Here is a 20,933-nt window from a genome sequence, read left to right as displayed (position 1 = left end):
AGCCGTGCCTAGACTGACCGCGTGGGTTCAGGGATCGTTCGCGTCATCGGGTGGGTCGTCGCGTTCCTCGTCGGCGCCTTCTATGGAACGGCGGCGACCGTGGGGCACGCCTTCCGCCTGGGGGTGATCCCGGTCGGACTCATCCTGGCCACGGTCGGATGCGCCGCGCTGCTCATCGCGCTGCGCACGCTCACGCAGGACCGTGTCAACGCGATCGCCGGAGGACTGGGCATCATCGCCGCCACGTACCTGTTCTCCCAGGTCGGCCCCGGCGGTTCGGCCATCGTGGCGGCCGCCACGCCCGACACCGAGTGGATTGCGACCGCCTGGACGTTCGTCGGTCCGATCCTCCTCACGCTCGTGGCCTTCTGGCCGGACATGTCGAAGCTGCGCGCGCACACCGCCCCGGAAGCCTAGGACAGGGGTGTCCGGCCCGGGCCCCACCCCGGGCGCGCGTAGACTGACACGGTGACTTACGTGATCGCCCTCCCGTGTGTCGATGTCAAGGATCGCGCGTGCATCGATGAGTGTCCCGTCGACTGCATCTACGAGGGGGAGCGCTCGCTCTACATCCACCCCGACGAGTGCGTCGACTGCGGCGCGTGCGAGCCCGTGTGCCCCGTCGAGGCGATCTACTACGAGGACGACCTGCCGGAAGAGTGGTCGGACTACTACAAGGCCAACGTCGAGTTCTTCGACGACATCGGCTCGCCCGGTGGCGCCGCCAAGGTCGGCGTGATCGCGAAGGACCACCCGGTCGTCTCCGCGCTGCCCCCGCAGAGTCACTGACCCGTGGGCGTCGCCGACCTCGCCGACTACCCCTGGGACGCCGTCGCGCCGTATGCGGAGCGCGCCCGCCGTCACCCCGCGGGCATCGTCGACCTGTCGATCGGTTCGCCCGTCGACCCGACGCCCGGCGTCGTGGCCGATGCCCTGGCCGCGGCGACCGACGCGCACGCCTACCCGCAGACGATGGGGACGCCCGCGCTACGCGAGGCGATCGTCGACTGGTACGCCCGTCGTCGCGGCGTGCCCGGGCTCACGCCCGCCCACGTTCTCCCCACCGTCGGGTCGAAAGAACTCGTCGCGCTCCTTCCGTTGCTCCTCGGGTTGGGGGCCGGCGACGCGGTCGTGCACCCGCGCGCGGCCTACCCCACCTACGAGGTCGGGGCCAGACTCGTGGGCGCCGAGCCCGTGGCATCCGACGATCCGGCCGCATGGCCCGCGAACACCCGCCTGGTCTGGATCAATTCGCCAGGCAATCCCGACGGGCGCGTGCTGTCGACGCGGGAGCTGTCGGATGCCGTCGCGCGGGCGCGCGAAGTCGGTGCGGTGCTCGCCTCCGACGAGTGCTACGCCGAACTCGGGTGGGACGCGCCATGGGACGCCGTCGGCGTACCGAGCGTGCTGGATCCCACGGTCGTCGGTGACGACCTCAGCGGGGTGCTCTCGGTCTACTCGCTCAGCAAGCAATCGAACCTGGCCGGCTACCGCGCGGCGTTCCTCGCCGGGGATCCGGTTCTCGTGGACCGCCTGCTGACCGGTCGCAAGCACCTCGGGCTGATGCCGCCGGCACCGGTCCAGCGGGCGATGACGGTCGCGCTCGGGGACGACGAGCACGTGCGCGAACAGCGCGAGCGCTACGCTCGCCGCCGCGCCGTGCTCAAGCCCGCGGTCGAGGCCGCCGGCTTCCGCGTGGACCGCAGCGAGGGCGGCCTGTACCTCTGGGCCACGGAGGGGCGGGACGCATGGGAGAGCGTGGGGAGACTGGCCGATCTCGGCATCCTGGTCGGTCCGGGCCACTTCTATGGCGCCCATTTCCCGCAGCACGTCCGGTTCTCGCTCACCGCGGCCGACGAGCGGATAGCGGCGGCCGCGGAGCGCCTGACGCCCTGACCGGCACGGTCAGGAGGATCTCTCCATCGAGAAGGCCCATCCTTTGGCGATGTCGTCTGTACGCTCTCGCCCCTACTAGGCTGTAAAGGCACTGTGAGCGGGTGACCCTCCGCCGGGTGCCGAGTCGGGGGCCGTACGCGGACGCCGGCCGAAGGCCGCGGGCGCCGGGTGCTCCCACGGTTGATCCACACGGGCGACCAGAAATCGCAAGGAGGCGCGGTGAGCGACGCGGGCACGCAGCAGGACAAGGCCACCCTCTCGGTGGGGGGTACCACCGCCGAATTCCCGGTTCTGCGAGGTACCGACGGCGTTCCGAGCATCGACATCGCCTCGCTGACGAAGCAGACCGGTCACACCACGCTCGACTACGGTTTCGTCAACACCGCCTCGACCAAGTCGAACATCACCTACATCGATGGTGATCAAGGCATTCTGCGCTACCGCGGATACCCCATCGAGCAGTTGGCGAAGAACAGCACGTACCTCGAGGTCGCGTGGCTGCTCATCTACGGCGAGCTGCCCTCGGCATCCGAGCTGGCCGCCTTCGACGAGCGCATCCGCCGTCACACGCTTCTGCACGAAGACCTCAAGCGCTTCTTCTCGGCGCTTCCCCCGACCGCTCACCCCATGTCGGTGCTGTCGGCGGCCACCGCGGCCCTCTCCACCTACTACGAGTCCGAGTCCGACCCGCACAACCCCGAGCACGTCGAGCTCAACACGGTGCGCATGCTCGCGAAGCTCCCCGTCATCGCCGCCTACGCGCACAAGAAGAGCATCGGGCAGGCGTTCCTGTACCCCGACAACTCGCTGAGCTTCGTCGACAACTTCCTCAAGCTGAACTTCGGTGTGTTGAGCGAGATCTACGAGGTCAACCCCGTCATGACGAAGGCCCTCGATCTGCTGCTCATGCTGCACGCGGACCACGAGCAGAACGCCTCGACATCGACGGTGCGTTTGGTGGGCTCGACCGGAGCCAACCAGTTCGCCTCGATCTCGGCCGGCATCCAGGCTCTCTCGGGTCCGCTGCACGGCGGGGCGAACGAGGCGGTGCTGCAGATGCTCGGACGCATCCGCGACTCGGGCGAGAGCGTCGAGCGTTTCGTCGAGCGCGTGAAGAACAAGGAGCAGGGCGTCAAGCTCATGGGCTTCGGTCACCGGGTCTACAAGAACTACGACCCGCGCGCGAAGCTCGTCAAGGGCGCCGCCGACGAGGTGCTCGAGGCCCTGGGTGTGAGCGACCCGCTGCTCGACCTCGCCAAGGAGCTCGAGCAGATCGCGCTCGAGGACGACTACTTCAAGGAGCGTCGCCTCTACCCGAACGTCGACTTCTACACCGGCGTGATCTACAAGGCGATGGGCTTCCCGACCCGCATGTTCACGGTGCTGTTCGCCATCGGCCGCCTCCCCGGCTGGCTCGCCCAGTGGCGTGAGGCCATCACCGACCCGCAGACGAAGATCGGTCGCCCGCAGCAGCTGTACACGGGGGCCGCGCAGCGCGACTACCCCGGCGCGGTCTGACCCGACGCGACACGCCCCGCTCCTCTTCCGAGGGGCGGGGCGTTCCGGTGTGCGGCGCCGGCGCCGCTGTGGGGTTCCGCGGCGCCGGCGTTGCTGTGGGGTTCCGCGGCGCAGGCGTTGCTGTGGGGTTCCGCGGCGCAGGGCACGCATAAACGCGATTCCCGCGCAGAAACGCGCGGTGCTCGCGTTTCTGCGCGGGAGAAGCGTTTATGCCGGGGAAGGCGGGGCGCCGGCAGCCTCCGCGGCCGGGTCAGGCGTGCGCGGCCGGGTCAGCGTGCAGCGCCGCGTCAGGCGGGCAGCGCCGGGTCAGGCGTGCAGCGCCGCGTCAGGCGGGCAGCGCCGGATCAGGCGTGCAGCGCCGCGTTCAGCGTCACACCGACGCCGGCGCGGGCCGAGGCCTCGACGGCTCCCGTGAGGGAGTTGCGACGGAAGAGGATCCCGTCCCGACCCGACAGCTCGGCCGCCTTGACAGTCTCGTCGGAGCCGGCGATACGTACCTTCGTGCCCGCCGTGACGTAGAGCCCCGCCTCGACGACGCAGTCGTCGCCCAGAGAGATCCCGATGCCGGCGTTCGCCCCGAGGAGCGTGCGCGCGCCGATCGAGACGCGGTGGGTCCCCCCGCCCGACAGCGTGCCCATGATCGACGCGCCACCGCCGATGTCGGTGCCGTCGCCGATCACGACGCCCTGCGACACCCGGCCTTCGATCATGGAGGCGCCGAGTGTGCCTGCGTTGAAGTTCACGAACCCTTCGTGCATGACGGTGGTGCCGGGGGAGAGGTAGGCGCCCAGGCGCACGCGCGACGCGTCGGCGATGCGCACGCCGGCAGGCGTGACGTAGTCGAGGAGACGCGGGAACTTGTCCAGCCCCTGAACCTGGATGCCATGACGCAGCAGCGCGGGCCGCAGGCGCGTCGCGTCGTCGGGGTGCATCGGGCCCGCGTTGGTCCATGCGACGTTCGGGAGGTGCGCGAAGATGCCGTCGAGCGAGATCTCGTTGGGCCGAACGAGCCGGTGCGAGAGCGCGTGAAGGCGGAGGTAGGCATCGGTGGTCGAGGCCGGCGCGGCATCCGCATCGATGGTGAGGGTCACGACCTCGATCCGCACGGCACGGCGGTCGTCGGATCCGGCGAGGGACTCGAGATCGTGGCGGGTGTCGGCTGCGCCCATTGCGGGCGCGGGGAACCAGGCATCCAGAACCGTGCCATCGGCGGCGATCGTGGAGAGCCCTGTTCCGGTGATCAGTCGTTCATTCGTCACCCCGACAGGCTATCGGGGTGCCCTGGGTAGGATCGGACCCATGCCCCCGCTCGACCTGCACGCCTCCTCCGTCGAGATAACGCGCGCGATCTGCGACATCCCCAGCGTCTCCGACAGCGAGACCGCTCTGGCGGACGCGATCGAGGCTGCCGTCTCCGGCTACGCCCACCTCGAGGTCATCCGCGACGGCGACACCGTCGTCGCGCGCACATCGCTCGGTCGGTCCCGGCGCGTGGTCATCGCGGGCCACATCGACACGGTGCCGATCAACGACAACCTCCCCACGCGAGACACCGAGATCGACGGGGAGCCGTTCCTCTGGGGCCGTGGCACCGTCGACATGAAAGCCGGCGTAGCGGTCCAGCTCAAACTCGCGGTCGAACTGACCGAACCTCCGGTCGACATCACGTGGATGTGGTACGACCACGAAGAAGTCGACTCCGCGTTGAACGGCCTCGGCCGTCTCTCGCGCAACCGTCCCGACCTCTTCGCCGGCGACTTCGCCATCCTCGGCGAGCCGAGCAACGGCGAGGTCGAGGGCGGTTGCAACGGAACGCTCCGTGCCCTGGTCCGAACCACCGGTGTGCGCGCACACAGCGCCCGATCGTGGATCGGCGAGAACGCGATCCACAAGGCGGCCCCCGTCCTCGCCCGTCTGGCGGAGTACCGTGCGCGCGAGATCGAGGTGGAGGGGCTCGTCTACCGCGAGGGGTTGAACGCGGTGAAGATCACGGGCGGGGTCGCGGGCAACGTCATCCCCGACGCCTGCGAGGTCGAGGTCAACTACCGCTTCGCCCCGAGCCGCGACGCGGCCGCCGCCGAGCGGGTCGTGCGCGATGTGTTCGCCGGCTTCGACGTCGAGATCGTCGATGTCGCGGTGGGAGCGCGTCCGGGACTGGATGCCGCGCTGGCCCGGGAGTTCGTCGCCGCCGTGGGCGCAACGCCGAGGCCGAAGTACGGGTGGACGGACGTTGCGCGCTTCTCGGCCATGGGCATCCCGGCGGTCAACTACGGTCCCGGCGACCCCCACCTCGCCCACCATGACCAGGAGCGCGTCCCCCTCGCACAGATCGACGCCGTCGAGCGCGGCCTGCGGTCCTGGCTGACCGGGTCGTGAGCTCGGCGGCCGCGACCTCGACGCGGGCACGGTCCTGGCAGGGCTGGCCCGTCGTGGTGCGCATCGCGGTCGTCTACGTCGTGGCACGCCTGGTGACGACGACGTTCTTCCTGCTCGCCGCCGCCCTCTCCGGCCCGGCGTCGCGGTACGGGTTCGCCCCGTCGCTGAGCGAGCTGGCACTGGGCTGGGACGCGCAGTGGTACTGGCTGGTGGCGGTTTCGGGATACCCGGCCGATCTGCCGCTGACACCAGAGGGCGGCGTCGCCGAGAACGCCTGGGCTTTCCTGCCGGTCTACGCGTACCTGTCGGCCGGTCTCGGCACTGTGCTGGGGTCGTGGGGCGCCGGCGCGGTAGTGATCTCGCTGCTGTCCGGCTTCGGCGCGAGCGTCGCGCTGCACGCGGTGTTGCGGGACCGGATCGGAGACTCCGCGGCGCTGTGGGCGGTGACCTTCTTCGCCTGCGGTCCGCTGGCCGCGCTCTTCCAGGTCGGCTACGCGGAGTCGCTGTTCCTGTTCCTTCTCTTCCTCGCCCTGCGCTGCGTTCAGGTGCGCCGGTGGGGCTGGCTGTACGCGCTCGTCCCCGCCATGGGCTTCACTCGCCCCGGCATCCTGGCCTTCGCTCTCTTCCTCGGGCTCTACGGCGTGCATCGGTTCCTGCGGAGGCGTGTCGAGCCACTGCCCCTCACCGACGTCGCGCACGTGGTGGGCGTCGCCGCTGTGGCTGTCGTCGTGGGCTTCGCATGGCAGGTGATCGCTGGACTGGTGACGGGCGACCCTGGCGCCTACCTCGCGACCGAACTGGCGTGGCGACGCAACTGGATCGGTGATACGAGCGATCGCTTCGTCCCGGTCGAGGGGTGGATCCAGGCTGCGGGCTTCTGGTTCACACACTGGGGGCTCGGGGCGGTCGCCGGCTACGCGGCGCTCGTTCTGGTGGTGCTCGGAGCCGCCGCCGCGCTGTTGTTCGCCCCGCAGGTGAAGCGACTCGGCATCGAGGTGCGCCTGTGGTCGGCCAGCTACCTCATCTACCTGCTGTTGGTGTTCTTCCCGCAGTCGAGCCTGTTCCGGCTGCTCGTGCCGATTTCGCCGCTGTGGGGCGCACTCGCCGTGCCGTCCTCCCGCGGCTGGCGGTGGGCGGTCCTGGCGGCGGCGCTCCTCGGGCAGTGGTGGTGGATCTACAACATGTACGGCCTCGGCAACACGTTCTGGCAGATCCCGTGAGCGCGGGTGAGCGACGTTCGCGGGGCGCGGTACCTCGGTGCGCTGCGCGGACAGACTAAACTAGTGCGCAGACCAACGACGAAAAGGGGGCCGCGATGGCAGCCATGAAGCCGCGTACCGGTGACGGACCGATGGAGGCCGTGAAGGAGGGCCGGCTGATCATCGTGCGTGTTCCGCTCGAAGGCGGCGGTCGCCTGGTGGTGTCGGTCAACGACGCCGAGGCGAAGGAACTGTACGACGTTCTCGGCGGTGTCGTCGGCGCAGCCTGACGCATCTTGCACGAAGGCCGGTCCCCCTCGGGACCGGCCTTCGGTGCGTTCGGGGCGGGTGAGGCCCGCGCCGGGCTCAGGTGAGAGGGGTGACCGTCGTCAGCTGGAGCAGCCCCTCGCCGGTGGTGGAGAGGGCGCCGAAGACGGCGGGCGAGGTCTGCACTTCTTGAATGAGCGAGCGGTAGGCGGTTGTGACGACGTCGCGGCGCACGGGGTCGGCGACCGCGCCACCCGCGAGCACGCGAGGGACGAGCACGGTGCCGCCGGCGCGTACGAGCCGCAGGCCGTGCTCGACGTATTCGATGACGCCCTCGGCGTCCGCGTCGATGAGGACGATGTCGTAGGACGCCTCGTTCATGCGAGGCAGGACGTCGGCGGCGCGTCCGGTGATGAAGCGGGCGCGCGCCGCGGGAACACGCGCATCGGCGAACGCGGCTCGGGCGGCCCCCAGGTGCTCGGGCTCGCTGTCGATGGTCGTGAGCGTGGCGCGCGGCGAACCGTGCAGCAGCCACAGCCCGGAGACGCCACCGCCCGTGCCCACCTCGACGACGTTCAAGGCGCGTGAGGCTGCGGCCAGCACAGCGATCTGCGCGCCGACGGCCGGGCTGATCGGGGCCGCCCCGAGCTCGAGCGCGTGCGCGCGGGCGCGGGCGATGTGCTCCGGCTCGACCGTCGACTCCTGCACGAACCGCTCGTTCGCTTCGTAACCGCTCACCTGGACCTCCTCGCCCAGGCTAGACGTGACGCCGGTGCGGGCGGCCGAGGCGCGGCGGGTAATCTGAACTCATGTTCTTCGGCCTCACGATCGAGAAGCTTCTGCTGATCGGAGTGATCGCCGCGCTCATCATCGGACCGGAGCGTCTGCCGAGGTACGCCGAGAGTCTGGCACGGCTCACGAAGCGCGCCAAGGAGACGATGCAGGGCGCGAAGACCCGCATGCGCGACGAGATGGGCCCCGAGTTCGACGAGGTCGACTGGCGCAAGCTCGACCCGCGACAGTACGACCCTCGCCGCATCATCCGTGAGGCTCTCCTCGACGACACGCCCACCGCGACGATGCGCGCGGCCGGGGCGGCAGCTTTGGCGACGCAGGCGCCGGTCGACAAGCCGACGTTCGTCGCGGGCGAGAAGCCGCCGTTCGACGACGAAGCGACCTGACCTCAGCCGAGTTTCAGCGGCAGGGAGCGCCCCGACAGTCCGCGCGGGCGCGTCGCGAGGGCGGCCGCGGCCGCCTCGATGGCGAGGGACGCCGGGTCGTCCGGCTGTGCGATCACGACGGGACGCCCGTCGTCGCCTCCTGTCCGCAGCGCTGGGCTCAGCGGGACGGATGCCAGGAGCGGGACGTCGCGGCCGTCGCTCGAGAGCGCGTGTGCCACCGCTTCGCCGCCGCCCGAGCCGAACAGGTCGAGGACCGTTCCGTCCGGGAGCGCCATCGCGGACATGTTCTCGATGACGCCGATCGGTTTCTGGCCGGTCTGGCGGGCCACGAGGCCCGAGCGCACCGCGACATCGGCTGCGGCGGCCTGCGGGGTCGTGACGACAAGGACGTCGGCGTGCGGGAGCAGCTGGCCCACCGAGATCGCCACGTCACCCGTGCCCGGTGGCATGTCCAGCAGCAGCACGTCGAGGTCGCCGAAGTACACGTCGGTGAGGAATTGCTGCACGGTGCGGTGGAGCATGGGCCCGCGCCACGCGACGGCCCCGGCGGCAGCCTCGCCGGGACGGCGCAGGAACATGCCGATCGAGATGACCTTCACTCCGTAGGCGACCGGCGGGAGGATCAGGTCGTCCAGACGCGTCGGGGCAGGGGGCAGGCCGTCGTCGTCGACCAGGCCGAGCAGGCCCGGGATCGAGAAGCCGTGGACATCGGCATCCACCAGTCCCACGCGCAGGCCGCGCGCCGCGAGAGCCACCGCCAGGTTCGCCGTGAGGGTGGATTTGCCCACCCCGCCTTTGCCGCTGGTGACGGCGATGACGCGGGTCAGGGAGTCGGGACCGAACGGCATCTCGCGGGCCGCTCGTCCGCCGCGGAGGCGTTCGGTCAGCGCGCGGCGCTCGTCGGGCGACATGACGCCGACAGCGACGTCGACGCGGGAGACACCCTCGACGGATGCCGCCGCCGCCCGTACGTCGCGCTCGATGCGGTCGGCGGCGGGGCAGCCGACGATCGTGAGCGCGATGCCCACCTCGGCGACGCCGTCGGTGACGATGATGTCGCGCAGCATGTCGAGCTCACCCAGGGGGCGCCGCAGTTCCGGGTCTGTGACGGCGGCGACGGCGGCGCGCACGCGGTCGGCGAGCGCCGCGGTCACGGACCGATCGTCTTCGGCTCGGCGGTGTCGTGATCCTCCAGGCGCTCCAGCGCCGCCTTCAGCTCGGCGCGGAGGCTTTCCTTCGTGATCACCTCGTCGGTGAGGTCGCGCACCGCCATACGCAGGGCGACGATCTCGCGGGCGAGGTACTCGGTGTCGGCGAGGTTGCGCTCCGCGCGCTGACGATCTTGCTCGATCTGCACGCGGTCGCGGTCGTCCTGCCGGTTCTGCGCGAGCAGGATCAGGGGCGCCGCGTACGAGGCCTGCAGCGAGAGCACGAGGGTCAACGCCGTGAAGCCGATGGCGGCCGAATCGAAACGCCACTCGTCGGGTGCGATCGAGTTCCAGCCCATCCACAGCAGGCAGAACAGCGTGAGCGAGAGGAGGAACGTCGGGGTGCCCATGGCGCGCGCGACCCACTCGGTGAACCGGCCGAACCGGTCGCGCGAGGGCTGGGGCGCGCGGGGTGCGAGCATTCCCGAGCGGCCGCGGGGCGCATCGAGGGCGGTCTGTCGTTGTGCACGTGCCATCAGCGCCTCCTCGGTGTCTGGGTGGGAATCTGGGGGATGCTCGCGGTGGCGAGCGGTCTGATCGTCGTCTTCGGTCTCGGATCGTCGCTGTCGTGTGTTCGCCAGTCGTCGGGCAGCAGGTAGTCGAGCACGTCGTCGACGCTGACGCAGCCCACGAGACGGTGCGCCTGGTCGACCACCGGCAGCGACACGAGGTTGTAGCTCGCGAGCAGACGCGCCACCTCGGCCGCGGTGGCATCGGCGGGTACCGGCTCGAGGGTGTCGTCGATGATCGCGCCCAGCCGCTCGTGGGGCGGGTAGCGCAGCATGCGCTGGAAGTGCACCGTCCCCAGCAGACGCCCGGTCGGCGTCTCGTACGGCGGGAGGGTGATGAAGACGGATGCCGCGAGGGCGGGGTGCAGTTCGTGGCGACGGATGAGCGCGAGGGCCTCGGCGACGGTGGCATCCGCGGACAGGACGATCGGCTCGGGGGTCATGAGACCGCCGGCCGTGTCGGGACCGTACTGCAGCAGGGCGCGGACGTCGTCGGCCTCTTCCGGCTCCATGAGTTCGAGCAGCTGCTCGGAGCGGGACTCGGGCAGCTGACCCAGGAGGTCGGCCGCGTCGTCGGGCTCCATGGCATCCAGGATGTCGGCGGCACGCTCGTCGCCCAGTTGCTCGAGGATGTGGACCTGCTCGTCCTCGGGCATCTCTTCGAGGGCGTCGGCGAGGCGGTCGTCGCTGAGCTCTTCGGCGACCTCGATGAGACGTTCCTCGGGCAGGTCGAGGAGCGTGTTGGCAAGGTCGGCGGGCTTGAGGTCGGAGTATGTGGCCACCAGCTGCTCCGCCGACTGCGCCTGACCGGGGGTCTGCTGTTCGCGCACCTCGCTCCAGGCGGCGAAGGTCGTCGCGCCCTTGGCGAAGGGGGAGGCGCTCGTGCGGGGCCGGCGCAGGAAGAGCTGGCCCACGTGCCATTCCCCGAGGCGGTTGCGTTCGATCGCGACGTCTTCGATCACGGCATCGCCGGACCCGTCGACGAGGTGCACACGCCGGCCGAGCATCTCCGCCATGACGCGCACCTCGCCACCGCGCTGCTGGAAGCGGCGCACGTTGATGAGACCGGTGGTGATCACCTGGCCGGACTGGATGGAGGTGACGCGTCCGATCGACACGAACACATGTCGGCGACCAGGGATCTCGACCACGAGGCCCACGACGCGCGGTGCGCCCGTTGCGCGGTAGATCACCACGACGTCGCGCACCTTCCCCAGGCGGTCTCCCGCGGGATCGAACACCGTGCAGCCCGCCAAGCGGGCGACGAAAACCCTTTGCGTGCTCACCGTCCCAGCGTAGTCCGCGAACCCTCGGGGGAGCCGACCGCCCCGGCGGGGCCGCGTGACAAGATGGTGAAATGAGCATGTTCGCGGGACCTGTGGGCGCGGGTCGGGACGAGGTCGGCGAGAAGGTCGCTTCGTTCCCGACGTACGAGAAGGCGCAGAAAGCCGTGTCCTCGCTCATCGCGGGGGAGGTGCCCGCGCGCGACATCGCGATCGTGGGCAGCGGACTCCGCTCGATCGAGCGCATCACGGGGCGGTTGGGCTACGCCACGGCGGCGCGTTCCGGTGCGCTGAACGGCCTCATGCTGGGGCTGCTGTTCGCTTTCATCTTCGTCCTCGGGACACCCACCGTGCAGATCTCCGCCTTCATCGGCGTGCTGCTGGTGGGCATGGCGCTGGGCATGCTGCTGAGCCTGGGCACGTACTCGATCGTCCGCCGCCGTCGCGATTTCGCCTCGGTCATGCAGGTCACCGCCGACCACTACGACGTGTGCGTCGCCGCGCCGAGCCTGGCCAAGGCGCGCGGAGTGCTCGGGCCCGCGGGTGCGGCACGTACGGTGGTGGCGCGTCCTGCCGCACCGACTGATCCCACCCCGCCGCAGTACGGCGAGCGCGTACAGACGCCGGGCACGTCGTCGCCGGCTGTCCCGCCGCGTCCGCCGGTACCTCCTCGCCCCACCGACGACGAGCCTCCTCGTTACGGTGAGCGGATCGCGCCGCCCGCCGCTCCGGACGAGGACACGGTGCCGCCGGAAGCTCCCGGGCAGGGGCCGTCCGTGCCGGAGGGATCCGCGCCCGTGTCCGCTGCGCCGGATGCGGCGCAGCCGCGCGATGAGCACGGTTCGTCGACGTCGTCGGGTCCGGACTCGGAGTCCGACGCACCGCGCCAAGACCGGTGACACCTCTATCCGTCCGCATCCCGGTGGAGTTGCCGACGGGGGAGACCGAGGTGTCGGGCCTCTGGTCGAGCGTCCCGGGCGCCGAGGCAACCATCGCGCTGGCGCATGGCGCCGGCGCCGGCATGACCCACCCTTTTCTGGAGGGACTCGCCTCGGCGTTGTCCGAGTCAGGCTTCTCGGTGCTGAGGTTCGTCTTCCCGTATGTCGAGGACGGGCGAAGGATGCCGGGCCCCGCCGCCCACGCCGTCGCCACCTGGGCGGGTGTCCAGGCCTGGCTCGGGTCGCAGCGGAGCGGTGCGTTCGTCGCCGCGGGCAAGTCGTACGGTGGGCGCATGGCCTCGCTCGCCACCGCCGAGGGAGCGCTTTCGCCGCGGGCCCTGGTCTACCTCGGCTATCCGCTGCACGCGCCCGGCCGCCCCGACAAGCCGCGCGCCGAACACCTGCCGAGGATCACCGTCCCGCAGTTCTTCATCGAGGGCGAGAACGATCCGTTCATCGCCCCACGCGAACAATTCGACACCGTCGTCGCGACGTGTCACGACGCTCGCGTGCACTGGATCGAAGGGGCGAATCATTCGTTCGAGGTGAAGGGGAAGCGGAGACCGGCCGCGGAGATCGGCGCCGGGCTCGCGGGCGTCGTGGGGGAGTTCGTACGAGGGCTGTGAGTGAACGGCGCGTCACTCCGAGACAAACCGACCGGGGTGGGCGTGACGACGCCGCATCTCGACATGACCAGCAGATCGATACCTTTCTTGCCATTCCTTTCCCGCTCCTCCACGGTGAGGCTGAGCCTCGGGGACTCCTTCACGAGGTGGACCTGGGCGAACGGGACAGCGATTCCGAGATCCTCTGTTGTCCAGCCGTCGCCGAGCTTGTCGGGGAGCTCGGCGATGAAACCGGGTACGTCAAGCTCATTGCTGACCTCGACCTCCCAGTAGCCGGTATAGAAGGCGCTGTCGCTGCCCGCGCCGGATAGCGGGTCGGGGCCGCAACCGAAGGGCTTGAATTCCGGCCTCGGCCGTGCCGTCGTGACCCCCGGAATGAGAGACTCCACCTCCCTCAACGCTTCTATTCCTTCCGCGCGGACCTCGTCGTACCTCGGACGAGTGTTGCTGCAGCTGGCTAGCAGAGTTGCAAAGATGAGCAGCACGATGACGAGATGGCGGGCTCTCACTGGTCGTTGCCTCCCGACGCGAGGATGTCGCGCACGGTCCGAAGCACCGCGCCGTTGATGGATTCGTCGCTGCTCATCAGCGCCGTGTGGTGCTGGACGCTGTCGCGGACGATGCCGACGAGCGCGCCCGGATTCTGGGTGTACAGATACTCGAGCACGATCGGGACATCGGGACCGGGCAGGCCCGAGTCGACGATCTCCACGCCGGCGATGGTTTCCGGCGCGACGGTGAACCCGACCGGGCCGAGGCCGATGCCCGCGTAGTAGCGGTTGATGTCGTCCACGGCCTGTGTCGCGAAGTAGCGGGTCCCGGGGTGCGGTTCGTACGGTCCGATCGCCCCCACGCTCGCTGCCAGGAATCGCGCGTCCACGGTGCCTCCGTGCTTCTCGGCCTCGCTTCCGACCCCGCCGCCGTACGAGTGTTCGTAGCTCATCGTCCACAGACCGGGAGCGGAGGCATCCACGCCTTGGAGGAACCGGGCGTACTCGCCGCCGCGTTCCTCGGCGAACCGATTCCATTCCGGCCCGGCCGTGACGAAGTCGTCGAGCTGGGGCATCGGTCCGGTCAGGACGGTGAAAGCGACGACCGCCCCGCCACCGGACCCCACCTGCCACTGTGCGAAGTCCGTGACGGGACGATCCGACATGAACGCGTCCGGGTTCGCGTTCGTCCCCGGAAGCACGAACAGGGCCGCCTTCGCCGTGGAGGGGTCGCCGGCCATCTCGATCAGCGATCCGTGACCCGGGTCCCATGCGTACAGCTGCTTCGTGCCGTCCGTCACCTTCTCGAAGAAGGCGATCTCGCGGTCGAGCCGCGCACGTTCCGTCCTCCGGTCGAGGACCTCGAGGGCGTTGGCTCGCGAGCGGGGCGCGCGGAGCATCTCGAGCGCCTGACGTGCGCGACGCATATCCCGCAGGTGGATGCTCGCGCGACGGCGATTGGCGGCCACGCGGTCCGCGATGGGCACACCGTCGAGATTCCCGATGAGGGCCGGGACAGCCGTCGCGAGAGCCCCAGCGACCGTCGGGTCGAGACCCGCCCACCACCGCGCGACCTCGGCGGGTGCCGTGCGACCGAGGATCAGGGACCACTCGGGATGCGCCGCCAGCAGGGCAGCGGCATCCGCTGCGGCGGCGAGACGATCGAGGATCGCCCGCCCTGCCGTGTCGGTGGGCGACGCGGTCGAGTCCGCCGCCCGCGGACCGGCCCCATCGACGAGCGTGGTCCACTCCACGTCCGGGATGTCGCTCAGGGCTTCCGCGCAGCGTCGCGTCGCCTCGTCGTAACTCTCCGCGAGCGCTGCCGCGTCGCGCCTCATGTCGTCTTCCCACGCGCGATTAGCGAGGTCGTTCATCGCCTCCGCGCTGCCACCGGCGCTGTCATCCCACACGGGCGCGGGTGCGCCGCCGGCCCGCGCGTCCAGAAGCTGACGGCGGTCGAACGCGAGACCGTCGAGGTCGTCGGCGTACCGTTCGAGCGCGCGGCACGCGGCTTCCATCCCCGCCGCGATCTCTCGCCCGGCCGGTCGCGTGTCGCTCAGCGACCTGTGGAGGACGTCGGCCTCGGGTGCGCGGTAGAGCTGCGGAAGCAGGTTCCAGGTGAGGAGGGCTTCGTGCAGCGTGAACTCGAACCGGTCCGCGTGTCGTCGCAACGCCCGCGAGGCCGCGCGCAGCCGTTCGGCGTTCGCGGGTGGATCGGGCACCATCGTCGCGGCGGTCACCGTCGCCGCTCTCCGAAGACGGTCGGGTCGTACGGATTCACGTCGCCGACTGCCTCGGCCCCCGCGGCACTCACGGCGGCCATCTCCTCGTCGGCGGTCACATACGCGAGGACCGCGGACTGCAGGGCGGCGATCGCCGCGCGTCCGCGCCCCACGAGGCGATGAGCGAGGTCGGCGCGGGGGCCGGCAGCGTCGGCGAACCGGGCACGAGCCGGCATCGCTCGCGCGAGCGCGTGGGCCACGGCATCCATCGACCGGCGCAAGGACGTCGCGACCTCGTCGAGATCGTCGATGCAGCCGCGGAGACGTTCGGCCACGCTGAGGAGTTGCGGGGGATCCACCGAGTACGACATGCGCGGGATCGTAGGGAACCCGTGGGTGCCGTGATTTCACCCTGTGGACAGCGGTGTCAGCGTCCGGCGGCGTAGCCCTGCATTCCCCGGGGGTTCGCGGCAGCCCACAGCAGACCGTCGGCGGAACACCCCACGGCACTCACGCGGCCGAGCGCCCAGTCGCCCGCGCGGCGGACGAGGTGTCCGCGGCGTTCGAGCTGCTCGATCACGGCGGTGCCGATGCGATCCTCGACGACCGCGCCCGCCGGCATCCACGTGCGCGGCCAGAACGAGTCGAGCACCGCGGTCGTGTGCAACGACGGCGCATCGATGGCCTGCTGCGGCTCGTAGTCTCCGACGAGCATGCGCAGAAGGACCGGCAGTTGCCAGGCATCCTGCTGATCGCCGCCGGGAGACCCCATCGCGATGACTTCCTCGCCGCGCGTCAGCATCGTCGGCGTGAGCGTCGTGCGCGGCCGGCGGCCGGGGGTGAGGGATGCCGGGTGCCCGGGGATCAGCCACGTCGCCTGCAGGCGCGTCCCGAGGCAGAATCCCAGGTCGGGGACCGCGGGGGAGGATTGCAACCATCCGCCCGACGGGGTCGCCGACACGACGTTGCCCCAACGGTCCACGACGTCGAGGTGGCACGTGTCGCCGCGGGTCTGTCCGCGACGGTCCACCGTGGGCTCGCCCGTTCCGGCGGCAGCGATCCCGGCATCCGTCCGCAAAGGCGGCAGGACGGGAGGGCGACCGTCGGGAGAGCCGGGGCGCAGGACGGTGCTGGCCGCGTCGTCGATCAGCCCGAAACGCTCCGCCAGGTAGGAGTCGGCGAGCAGCGCGTCGATGTCGACCGCGGAGTCCGCATCGCCGAACCACGCGTCGCGATCGGCGTACGCCAGCTTCTGCACCTCCAGAATCGTGTGGGCGCCGAGCGCGCTCGACGGGTCCAGGCGGTCGTCGTCGAGAGGATCGAGCACTCGCAGTGTCTGCAGCAGCGCGGGACCCTGGGTCCACACACCGGCCTTGAACACGCGCCAGCCGCGGAACGTCGCCGACACCGCGGGCTCGAACGAGGCGCTCCACCCGGCGAGATCCGCGTCGTCGAGCACCCCCGGGTGCTCGCCGCCGTCGGAATGCCGGTGCGGGGTGCGCGCGAAGGCCGCGGCCCCGGGCAGCACCCCCGTCATCCACTCGCGTCGAGCCGCGTCGATTCGTGCCTCTCGTCCATCCGCGCTCGCGCCCGCGGCCACGAGACGCCCGAGCACGGCGGCATACGCCGGGTTCCGCACGATCGTGTTCGGCGCGGGCGGTAATCCCGCCGGCATCCACAGCTCGGCCGAAGTCGGCCAGTGATCGCGGAAGAGATCGGCCACGCGCCCGATGGTCATCGCGGCTCCGGCGACCAGCCGGTGCCCGTCGCGCGCGTAGCCGATGGCGTAGTCCAGGACGTCGGCGAGTTCCCACGTGCCGTGGTCGCGCAGCAGCAGCAGCCAGGCGTCGACCGCGCCCGGCACGGCAGCCGCGAGTCCGCCCGCGCCGGGGACGAGGTCGAGGCCCCGCGCCCGGAACGCGGCGATCGATGCGCCCGCCGGTGCCGGGCCCTGCCCCATCAGCACGAGGGGATCGTCCGTTCCCGCCGGGCGCACGAGGGCGACCAGATCGCCGCCCGGGCCGTTGAGGTGCGGCTCGACGACGTGCAGCACGAAGGCGGCGGCCACAGCGGCGTCGAACGCGTTACCGCCTCGCTCGAGCACCGACTGTGCGGTGGCTGTAGCGGTCCAGTGCGTGGATGCCGACATGCCGAACGTTCCGCGCAGCGTCGGACGCGTCGCGAACGGCGCCGGAGGGGTGAAGCTCACGTCGTGAGCCGCGCGATCCACTCCTCCACCTCGTCGGCCGTGCGGGGGATGCCCGCCGACAGATTCACGGGTCCGTCGGAGGTCATCACGATGTCGTCCTCGATGCGCACGCCGATCCCGCGGTACTCCTCGGGAACGGTGAGGTCATCGATCTGGAAGTACAGGCCCGGCTCGATCGTGAAGACCATGCCCGGCTCCAGCAGCCCGTCGTAGTACATCTCTCGACGCGCCTGCGCGCAGTCGTGGACGTCGATGCCCAGGTGGTGGCTGGTGCCGTGCACCATGTAGCGACGGTGCTGGCCGCCGCGGTCGGCATCCAGGGCATCCTCGGCCGTAACCGGCAGCAGGCCCCACTCGGCCACGCGCGCGGCGATGACCTCCATCGCGGCCTCGTGAACGCGGCGGAACGGCACGCCCGGCCGCGCCGCGGCGAACGCGGCGTCGGCGGCCTCGCGCACCGCCTCGTAGACGCGGCGCTGCACCTCGGTGAAACGCCCGGAGACCGGCAGCGTCCGGGTGATGTCGGCCGTGTACAGGCTGTCGACCTCGACACCGGCGTCGACGAGGATGAGGTCCCCTGGAACGACGGCGCCGTCGTTGCGTGTCCAGTGCAGATAACACGCGTGCGGCCCCGACGCGGCGATGGTGTCGTAGCCCACGGTGTTGCCGTCCGCGCGCGCCCGGCGGTGGAAGACACCCTCGACCACGCGCTCGCCGCGCGGGTGCTCGACGATGCGCGGAAGCTCGGCCACGATGTCGTCGAATCCGGATGCCGTGACCTCCACGGCCAGCGCGAGCTGGGCGAGCTCGTACTCATCCTTCACCAGACGCAGTTCGGACACGAAGCGCGTGAGCTCGTCGTCGACGCCCACGACGCGGTCGCCGTCGGTCGCCACGAAGTCGTCCACGTGGGCCGTGGAGAGCCCGAGGTCGGCGGCGACACCGGCGAGGGCGGGGCGGGGTCCGATCCAGAACTCGCCGATCGTGGCATCCGCGTAGAACTCCGCGGTGGTGCGGTCAGCGCGCTCCCGGAAGTAGAGCACCGCCTCGTGACCGCCGTCGCGCGGCTCGAACACCAGCACCGAGTCCGGCTCGGCGTCCGCCGCCCACGCCGTGAGGTGCGCGAAGGCGGAGTGGGCGCGGAACGGGTAGTCGGTGTCGTTGCTGCGCTGCTTGAGCGACCCCGCGGGCACCACGAGGCGGTCACCGGGAAACGCCGCCGACACGCGGTCGCGACGGCGGGCCGCCCACACGGACTGCTCTCGTGGCGACGGGAGCGTCTCGGGACGCTCGGCCCAGCCGGTAGAGATCGTGTCGAGGAACCCGCGGGGGAACGGTGCCTTGCGGTTCGTCGTGGTCTCGACGGGCTTCTGCTCTTCGTGCGCGATCGTGTCGCGGTCGGCGGGGGAGTCCATTCCTCCAGTCTCGCACCGTGAGCCGCCTCACGCACCGTCAGCCCGCGGTGCGCTCCAACTGCACCACGATGGGCCGGTGGTCGCTGCCCGAGCCGTCGAGCGTGCGCATGACCACGGAGCCGGTCACCGTCCAGTCCGGGGTCACCATGACGTGATCGATGGGCGCGCCCAGGAGCGCGGGGAAGTCGGTCGGCCACGTGCCGACCCCGCCGTTCCCGCTCGCCGACGCGGCATCACGGCAGCGGCCGAGCGTCCCGCCGTCGATGCCGAGTCCCGTCATGTGGTCGAGCGTCGCGTTGAAGTCGCCCGCCAGGATGACGTTGTCGGTCGCACACTGATCGGCCAGCCACTGCAGGTCGGAGCGCCACTGCGTCATGTATTCCTGGCGCGGTGCGACGGCGTGAGCTGCGACGATGATCGGGCCGTTCCCCGACACCGGCATCGCGACGGCGCTCGGCACGGTCGAGGTGTTGCTGGAGCCGTCGAGCGAGGACTGGATGACGCTGTAATCGCCGAGCTCCGGCCGGATCAGCACCGTCGTGGAGGTGGCATCCCACCCTGTGATGCCGTACTCGCCGTACTCGGCGTGATGCGCCCACATCGGTTGCCCCAGATCGCGCATCAGCTCGGCCACGCGCTCCCCGGTCTCGATCGTCGTCTCGGGCAGGGTGACGATGTCGGCCTTCATACCGACGGCGAATTGCGCGATCGACTCGGCCGACGTGGCCTCGCCCGCGGTGTTCCACGTCATGACCCGCACGCTCGTATCGGTCTTCTCCGGCAGGGCATCCGTGCCCACGCCCCGCTGCAGCACCAGGGCGCCGTTCACACCGGCCGCCGCGATGAAGATCACGGCAAGGGCGAGGGCGAGCGCGCGCACCGGACGGATGAAAGCGCACAGAAGAGCCAGTGCGGCAGCAGCCAGAAAGGCCGCCGCGAGCGGGACGCGGAACGAGATGACCTGGGCGAGCGGAAACGTCCGCTCGATCCCGAACGCGGTCGGCCAGGTCAGCGCCACGACCGCCGCAGCGCACGCGAGCGCGAACACGATCCCGATGAGCCGACGCACGCACCCGACCCTAGGCGAGGCGCCTGGGAGATCGGCGGATGCCGCCTCTCCGGGGCCTCCACGTGCGCCCCGGCCGATCGCGGGTGAACGGTACGCTCGACGGGTGGAGCGCGATCGACGATTCGAGGGACCGAGTGACCTTCACCTCCACTCGACGCACTCGGACGGCACCGAGTCTCCGGCCCTCGTGATGGCGGCGGCGCATCGCCACGGCGTGCGCACGGCAGCGCTCACCGACCATGACACGACGTCGGGCTGGGCGGAGGCGGCGGAGGCCGCCTCGTCGCTCGGGATGACCTTCGTCCCGGGCATGGAACTGTCGGCCCGGCACCAGTGGCGCAGTGTGCACCTGCTGGCGTATCTCATCGATCCCGACGACGACGGCCTGCGGGCCATGACCGATCGCATCCGATCGTCGCGCCTGGATCGGGCCCAGATGATGGCCGAGCGCATCTCGCGCGACTTCGACATCGGCTGGGACGACATCCTCGCCCAGACGACCGACGGAGCGACCGTCGGCCGCCCGCACATCGCGGACGCGCTCGTCGCGCGCGGCATCGTGGCCGATCGCACCGAGGCGTTCGCCGGCATCCTGCACCCGAGTAACGAGTACTACGTCGCGCTGTACGCCCCCGACCCCGTCACCGCCGTCGAGCTCGTCGTGGCGGCGGGCGGCGTGCCGATCATCGCGCATCCTGCCGGTCGAGCGCTGCTGCCTCGCCCGGTGCTGGAGGCCATGCTCGCGGCCGGCCTCGCCGGATTCGAGCTGCGTCACCGCGAGAATCTCCCGGATGCCACGGCGACGCTGGCGCGGCTGGCTGCGGAGCGCGATCTCATCGTCACCGGCTCCAGCGACTATCACGGCCTCGGAAAGCCGAACCTCCCGGGCGAGAACACCACGGATGACGAAATGGTCGCCCGGCTGCTCGCCGCCGGTACGGGATCAGCGCCCGTCTCGCCCTAGACCGGCGGCGATGCGCCGCACCGGGGAGAGCGGTGCGGTGTCGGGGCCGACGACGACGGCGCC

At 70.7% G+C, this 20,933-nt stretch carries 22 protein-coding genes; 11 read left to right on the top strand and 11 right to left on the bottom strand.

Going from position 1 to position 20,933, the window contains the following annotated elements; genetic code table 11:
* The first annotated feature begins 21 nt into the window (after positions 1-21).
* The 4 genes from LL239_RS10910 to LL239_RS10895 all read left to right on the top strand — a co-directional run bounded on the left by LL239_RS10910 (position 22) and on the right by LL239_RS10895 (position 3,414).
* Complete coding sequence (locus LL239_RS10910) at positions 22-417, top strand: histidinol dehydrogenase (RefSeq protein WP_228163464.1); 396 nt, start codon at positions 22-24, stop codon at positions 415-417.
* Positions 418-468: 51 nt separating this feature from the next.
* Positions 469-789, top strand: a complete 321-nt coding sequence (gene fdxA, locus LL239_RS10905) for a ferredoxin (protein WP_134127594.1) — start codon at positions 469-471, stop codon at positions 787-789.
* Positions 790-792: 3 nt separating this feature from the next.
* Positions 793-1,896, top strand: a complete 1,104-nt coding sequence (gene dapC, locus LL239_RS10900) for a succinyldiaminopimelate transaminase (RefSeq protein ID WP_228163463.1) — start codon at positions 793-795, stop codon at positions 1,894-1,896.
* 219 nt (positions 1,897-2,115) lie between these two features.
* Entirely contained in the window at positions 2,116-3,414 is a 1,299-nt protein-coding gene (locus LL239_RS10895; protein WP_228163462.1) for a citrate synthase, read from the top strand.
* Positions 3,415-3,758: 344 nt separating this feature from the next.
* Here the strand turns inward: LL239_RS10895 and dapD are convergent, their stop codons facing one another.
* Positions 3,759-4,673, bottom strand: a complete 915-nt coding sequence (gene dapD / locus LL239_RS10890; RefSeq protein WP_228163461.1) for a 2,3,4,5-tetrahydropyridine-2,6-dicarboxylate N-succinyltransferase — start codon at positions 4,671-4,673, stop codon at positions 3,759-3,761.
* Positions 4,674-4,713: 40 nt separating this feature from the next.
* Here dapD and dapE point away from each other — a divergent pair, with 40 nt between their 5' ends.
* The 3 genes from dapE (at position 4,714) to LL239_RS10875 (ending at position 7,279) form a co-directional block, all read left to right on the top strand.
* Complete coding sequence (gene dapE / locus LL239_RS10885; protein ID WP_228163460.1) at positions 4,714-5,790, top strand: succinyl-diaminopimelate desuccinylase; 1,077 nt, start codon at positions 4,714-4,716, stop codon at positions 5,788-5,790.
* A complete protein-coding gene (locus tag LL239_RS10880) occupies positions 5,787-7,010 on the top strand; it encodes a hypothetical protein (RefSeq protein WP_228163459.1) in 1,224 nt (407 codons plus the stop codon). The genes dapE and LL239_RS10880 overlap by 4 nt, the downstream gene beginning before the upstream one ends.
* A gap of 95 nt (positions 7,011-7,105) precedes the next feature.
* A complete protein-coding gene (locus tag LL239_RS10875) occupies positions 7,106-7,279 on the top strand; it encodes a DUF3117 domain-containing protein (protein WP_076490128.1) in 174 nt (57 codons plus the stop codon).
* 76 nt (positions 7,280-7,355) lie between these two features.
* On the opposite strand, the gene LL239_RS10870 is transcribed toward LL239_RS10875, so the two are convergent.
* Positions 7,356-7,994, bottom strand: coding sequence for an O-methyltransferase (locus LL239_RS10870; protein ID WP_228163458.1), 639 nt, complete (start codon positions 7,992-7,994; stop codon positions 7,356-7,358).
* Between the two features lie 71 nt (positions 7,995-8,065).
* Here LL239_RS10870 and LL239_RS10865 point away from each other — a divergent pair, with 71 nt between their 5' ends.
* Positions 8,066-8,437 (top strand): twin-arginine translocase TatA/TatE family subunit, encoded by a 372-nt coding sequence (locus LL239_RS10865; RefSeq protein WP_228163457.1) that lies wholly within the window; start codon positions 8,066-8,068, stop codon positions 8,435-8,437.
* 2 nt (positions 8,438-8,439) lie between these two features.
* Here LL239_RS10865 and LL239_RS10860 read toward each other — a convergent pair whose 3' ends face one another.
* Genes LL239_RS10860 through LL239_RS10850 form a run of 3 tightly spaced genes read right to left on the bottom strand, consistent with a single transcriptional unit; the run spans position 8,440 to position 11,440 of the window.
* Entirely contained in the window at positions 8,440-9,591 is a 1,152-nt protein-coding gene (locus tag LL239_RS10860; protein WP_228163456.1) for an Mrp/NBP35 family ATP-binding protein, read from the bottom strand.
* Positions 9,588-10,121 (bottom strand): DUF1003 domain-containing protein, encoded by a 534-nt coding sequence (locus tag LL239_RS10855; RefSeq protein WP_228163455.1) that lies wholly within the window; start codon positions 10,119-10,121, stop codon positions 9,588-9,590. Before LL239_RS10855 ends, LL239_RS10860 begins: the two co-directional genes overlap by 4 nt.
* Positions 10,121-11,440, bottom strand: a complete 1,320-nt coding sequence (locus LL239_RS10850; RefSeq protein ID WP_228163454.1) for a magnesium transporter MgtE N-terminal domain-containing protein — start codon at positions 11,438-11,440, stop codon at positions 10,121-10,123. The genes LL239_RS10855 and LL239_RS10850 overlap by 1 nt, the downstream gene beginning before the upstream one ends.
* 71 nt (positions 11,441-11,511) lie before the next feature.
* On the opposite strand from LL239_RS10850, the gene LL239_RS10845 reads away from it, so the two are divergent.
* Positions 11,512-12,336, top strand: a complete 825-nt coding sequence (locus tag LL239_RS10845) for a general stress protein (protein WP_228163453.1) — start codon at positions 11,512-11,514, stop codon at positions 12,334-12,336.
* Positions 12,333-13,001 carry an alpha/beta hydrolase family protein gene (locus tag LL239_RS10840; protein WP_228163452.1) on the top strand — a complete coding sequence of 223 codons (669 nt, stop codon included), beginning with the start codon at positions 12,333-12,335 and terminating at the stop codon, positions 12,999-13,001. The genes LL239_RS10845 and LL239_RS10840 overlap by 4 nt, the downstream gene beginning before the upstream one ends.
* Here LL239_RS10840 and LL239_RS10835 read toward each other — a convergent pair.
* The 6 genes from LL239_RS10835 to LL239_RS10810 are packed head-to-tail and all read right to left on the bottom strand — an operon-like array spanning position 12,908 to position 19,906.
* Entirely contained in the window at positions 12,908-13,486 is a 579-nt protein-coding gene (locus tag LL239_RS10835) for a hypothetical protein (RefSeq protein WP_228163451.1), read from the bottom strand. The genes LL239_RS10840 and LL239_RS10835 overlap by 94 nt on opposite strands.
* A gap of 20 nt (positions 13,487-13,506) precedes the next feature.
* The gene (locus LL239_RS10830) at positions 13,507-15,231 is read right to left on the bottom strand and encodes a hypothetical protein (protein WP_228163450.1); all 1,725 of its coding nucleotides are present in this window, start codon (positions 15,229-15,231) and stop codon (positions 13,507-13,509) included.
* A complete protein-coding gene (locus LL239_RS10825; protein ID WP_228163449.1) occupies positions 15,228-15,584 on the bottom strand; it encodes a DUF6507 family protein in 357 nt (118 codons plus the stop codon). Before LL239_RS10825 ends, LL239_RS10830 begins: the two co-directional genes overlap by 4 nt.
* 56 nt (positions 15,585-15,640) lie before the next feature.
* Complete coding sequence (locus tag LL239_RS10820; protein ID WP_228163448.1) at positions 15,641-17,422, bottom strand: gamma-glutamyltransferase family protein; 1,782 nt, start codon at positions 17,420-17,422, stop codon at positions 15,641-15,643.
* Positions 17,419-18,837: an aminopeptidase P family protein gene (locus LL239_RS10815; protein WP_228163447.1), complete on the bottom strand. Its 1,419-nt coding sequence runs from the start codon at positions 18,835-18,837 to the stop codon at positions 17,419-17,421. Before LL239_RS10815 ends, LL239_RS10820 begins: the two co-directional genes overlap by 4 nt.
* A 37-nt stretch (positions 18,838-18,874) precedes the next feature.
* Positions 18,875-19,906 (bottom strand): endonuclease/exonuclease/phosphatase family protein, encoded by a 1,032-nt coding sequence (locus LL239_RS10810; RefSeq protein WP_228163446.1) that lies wholly within the window; start codon positions 19,904-19,906, stop codon positions 18,875-18,877.
* Positions 19,907-20,009: 103 nt separating this feature from the next.
* Between LL239_RS10810 and LL239_RS10805 the strand changes: the two genes are divergently transcribed.
* Positions 20,010-20,870: a PHP domain-containing protein gene (locus LL239_RS10805; RefSeq protein WP_228163445.1), complete on the top strand. Its 861-nt coding sequence runs from the start codon at positions 20,010-20,012 to the stop codon at positions 20,868-20,870.
* The last annotated feature ends 63 nt before the right edge of the window (positions 20,871-20,933 follow it).

This window comes from Microbacterium testaceum, from assembly GCF_020781835.1.
Classification (GTDB): domain Bacteria; phylum Actinomycetota; class Actinomycetes; order Actinomycetales; family Microbacteriaceae; genus Microbacterium; species Microbacterium testaceum_H.
This window is presented reverse-complemented; position numbering and strand designations above follow the sequence as displayed.

Coding starts and splice junctions, on each gene's coding strand:
- dapE (WP_228163460.1), top strand. CDS start 4,714: ATGCCCCCGCTCGACCTGCACGCCTCCTCCGTCGAGATAACGCGCGCG.
- LL239_RS10865 (WP_228163457.1), top strand. CDS start 8,066: ATGTTCTTCGGCCTCACGATCGAGAAGCTTCTGCTGATCGGAGTGATC.
- LL239_RS10825 (WP_228163449.1), bottom strand. CDS start 15,584: ATGTCGTACTCGGTGGATCCCCCGCAACTCCTCAGCGTGGCCGAACGT.
- LL239_RS10855 (WP_228163455.1), bottom strand. CDS start 10,121: ATGGCACGTGCACAACGACAGACCGCCCTCGATGCGCCCCGCGGCCGC.
- LL239_RS10815 (WP_228163447.1), bottom strand. CDS start 18,837: ATGGACTCCCCCGCCGACCGCGACACGATCGCGCACGAAGAGCAGAAG.
- LL239_RS10845 (WP_228163453.1), top strand. CDS start 11,512: ATGAGCATGTTCGCGGGACCTGTGGGCGCGGGTCGGGACGAGGTCGGC.
- LL239_RS10875 (WP_076490128.1), top strand. CDS start 7,106: ATGGCAGCCATGAAGCCGCGTACCGGTGACGGACCGATGGAGGCCGTG.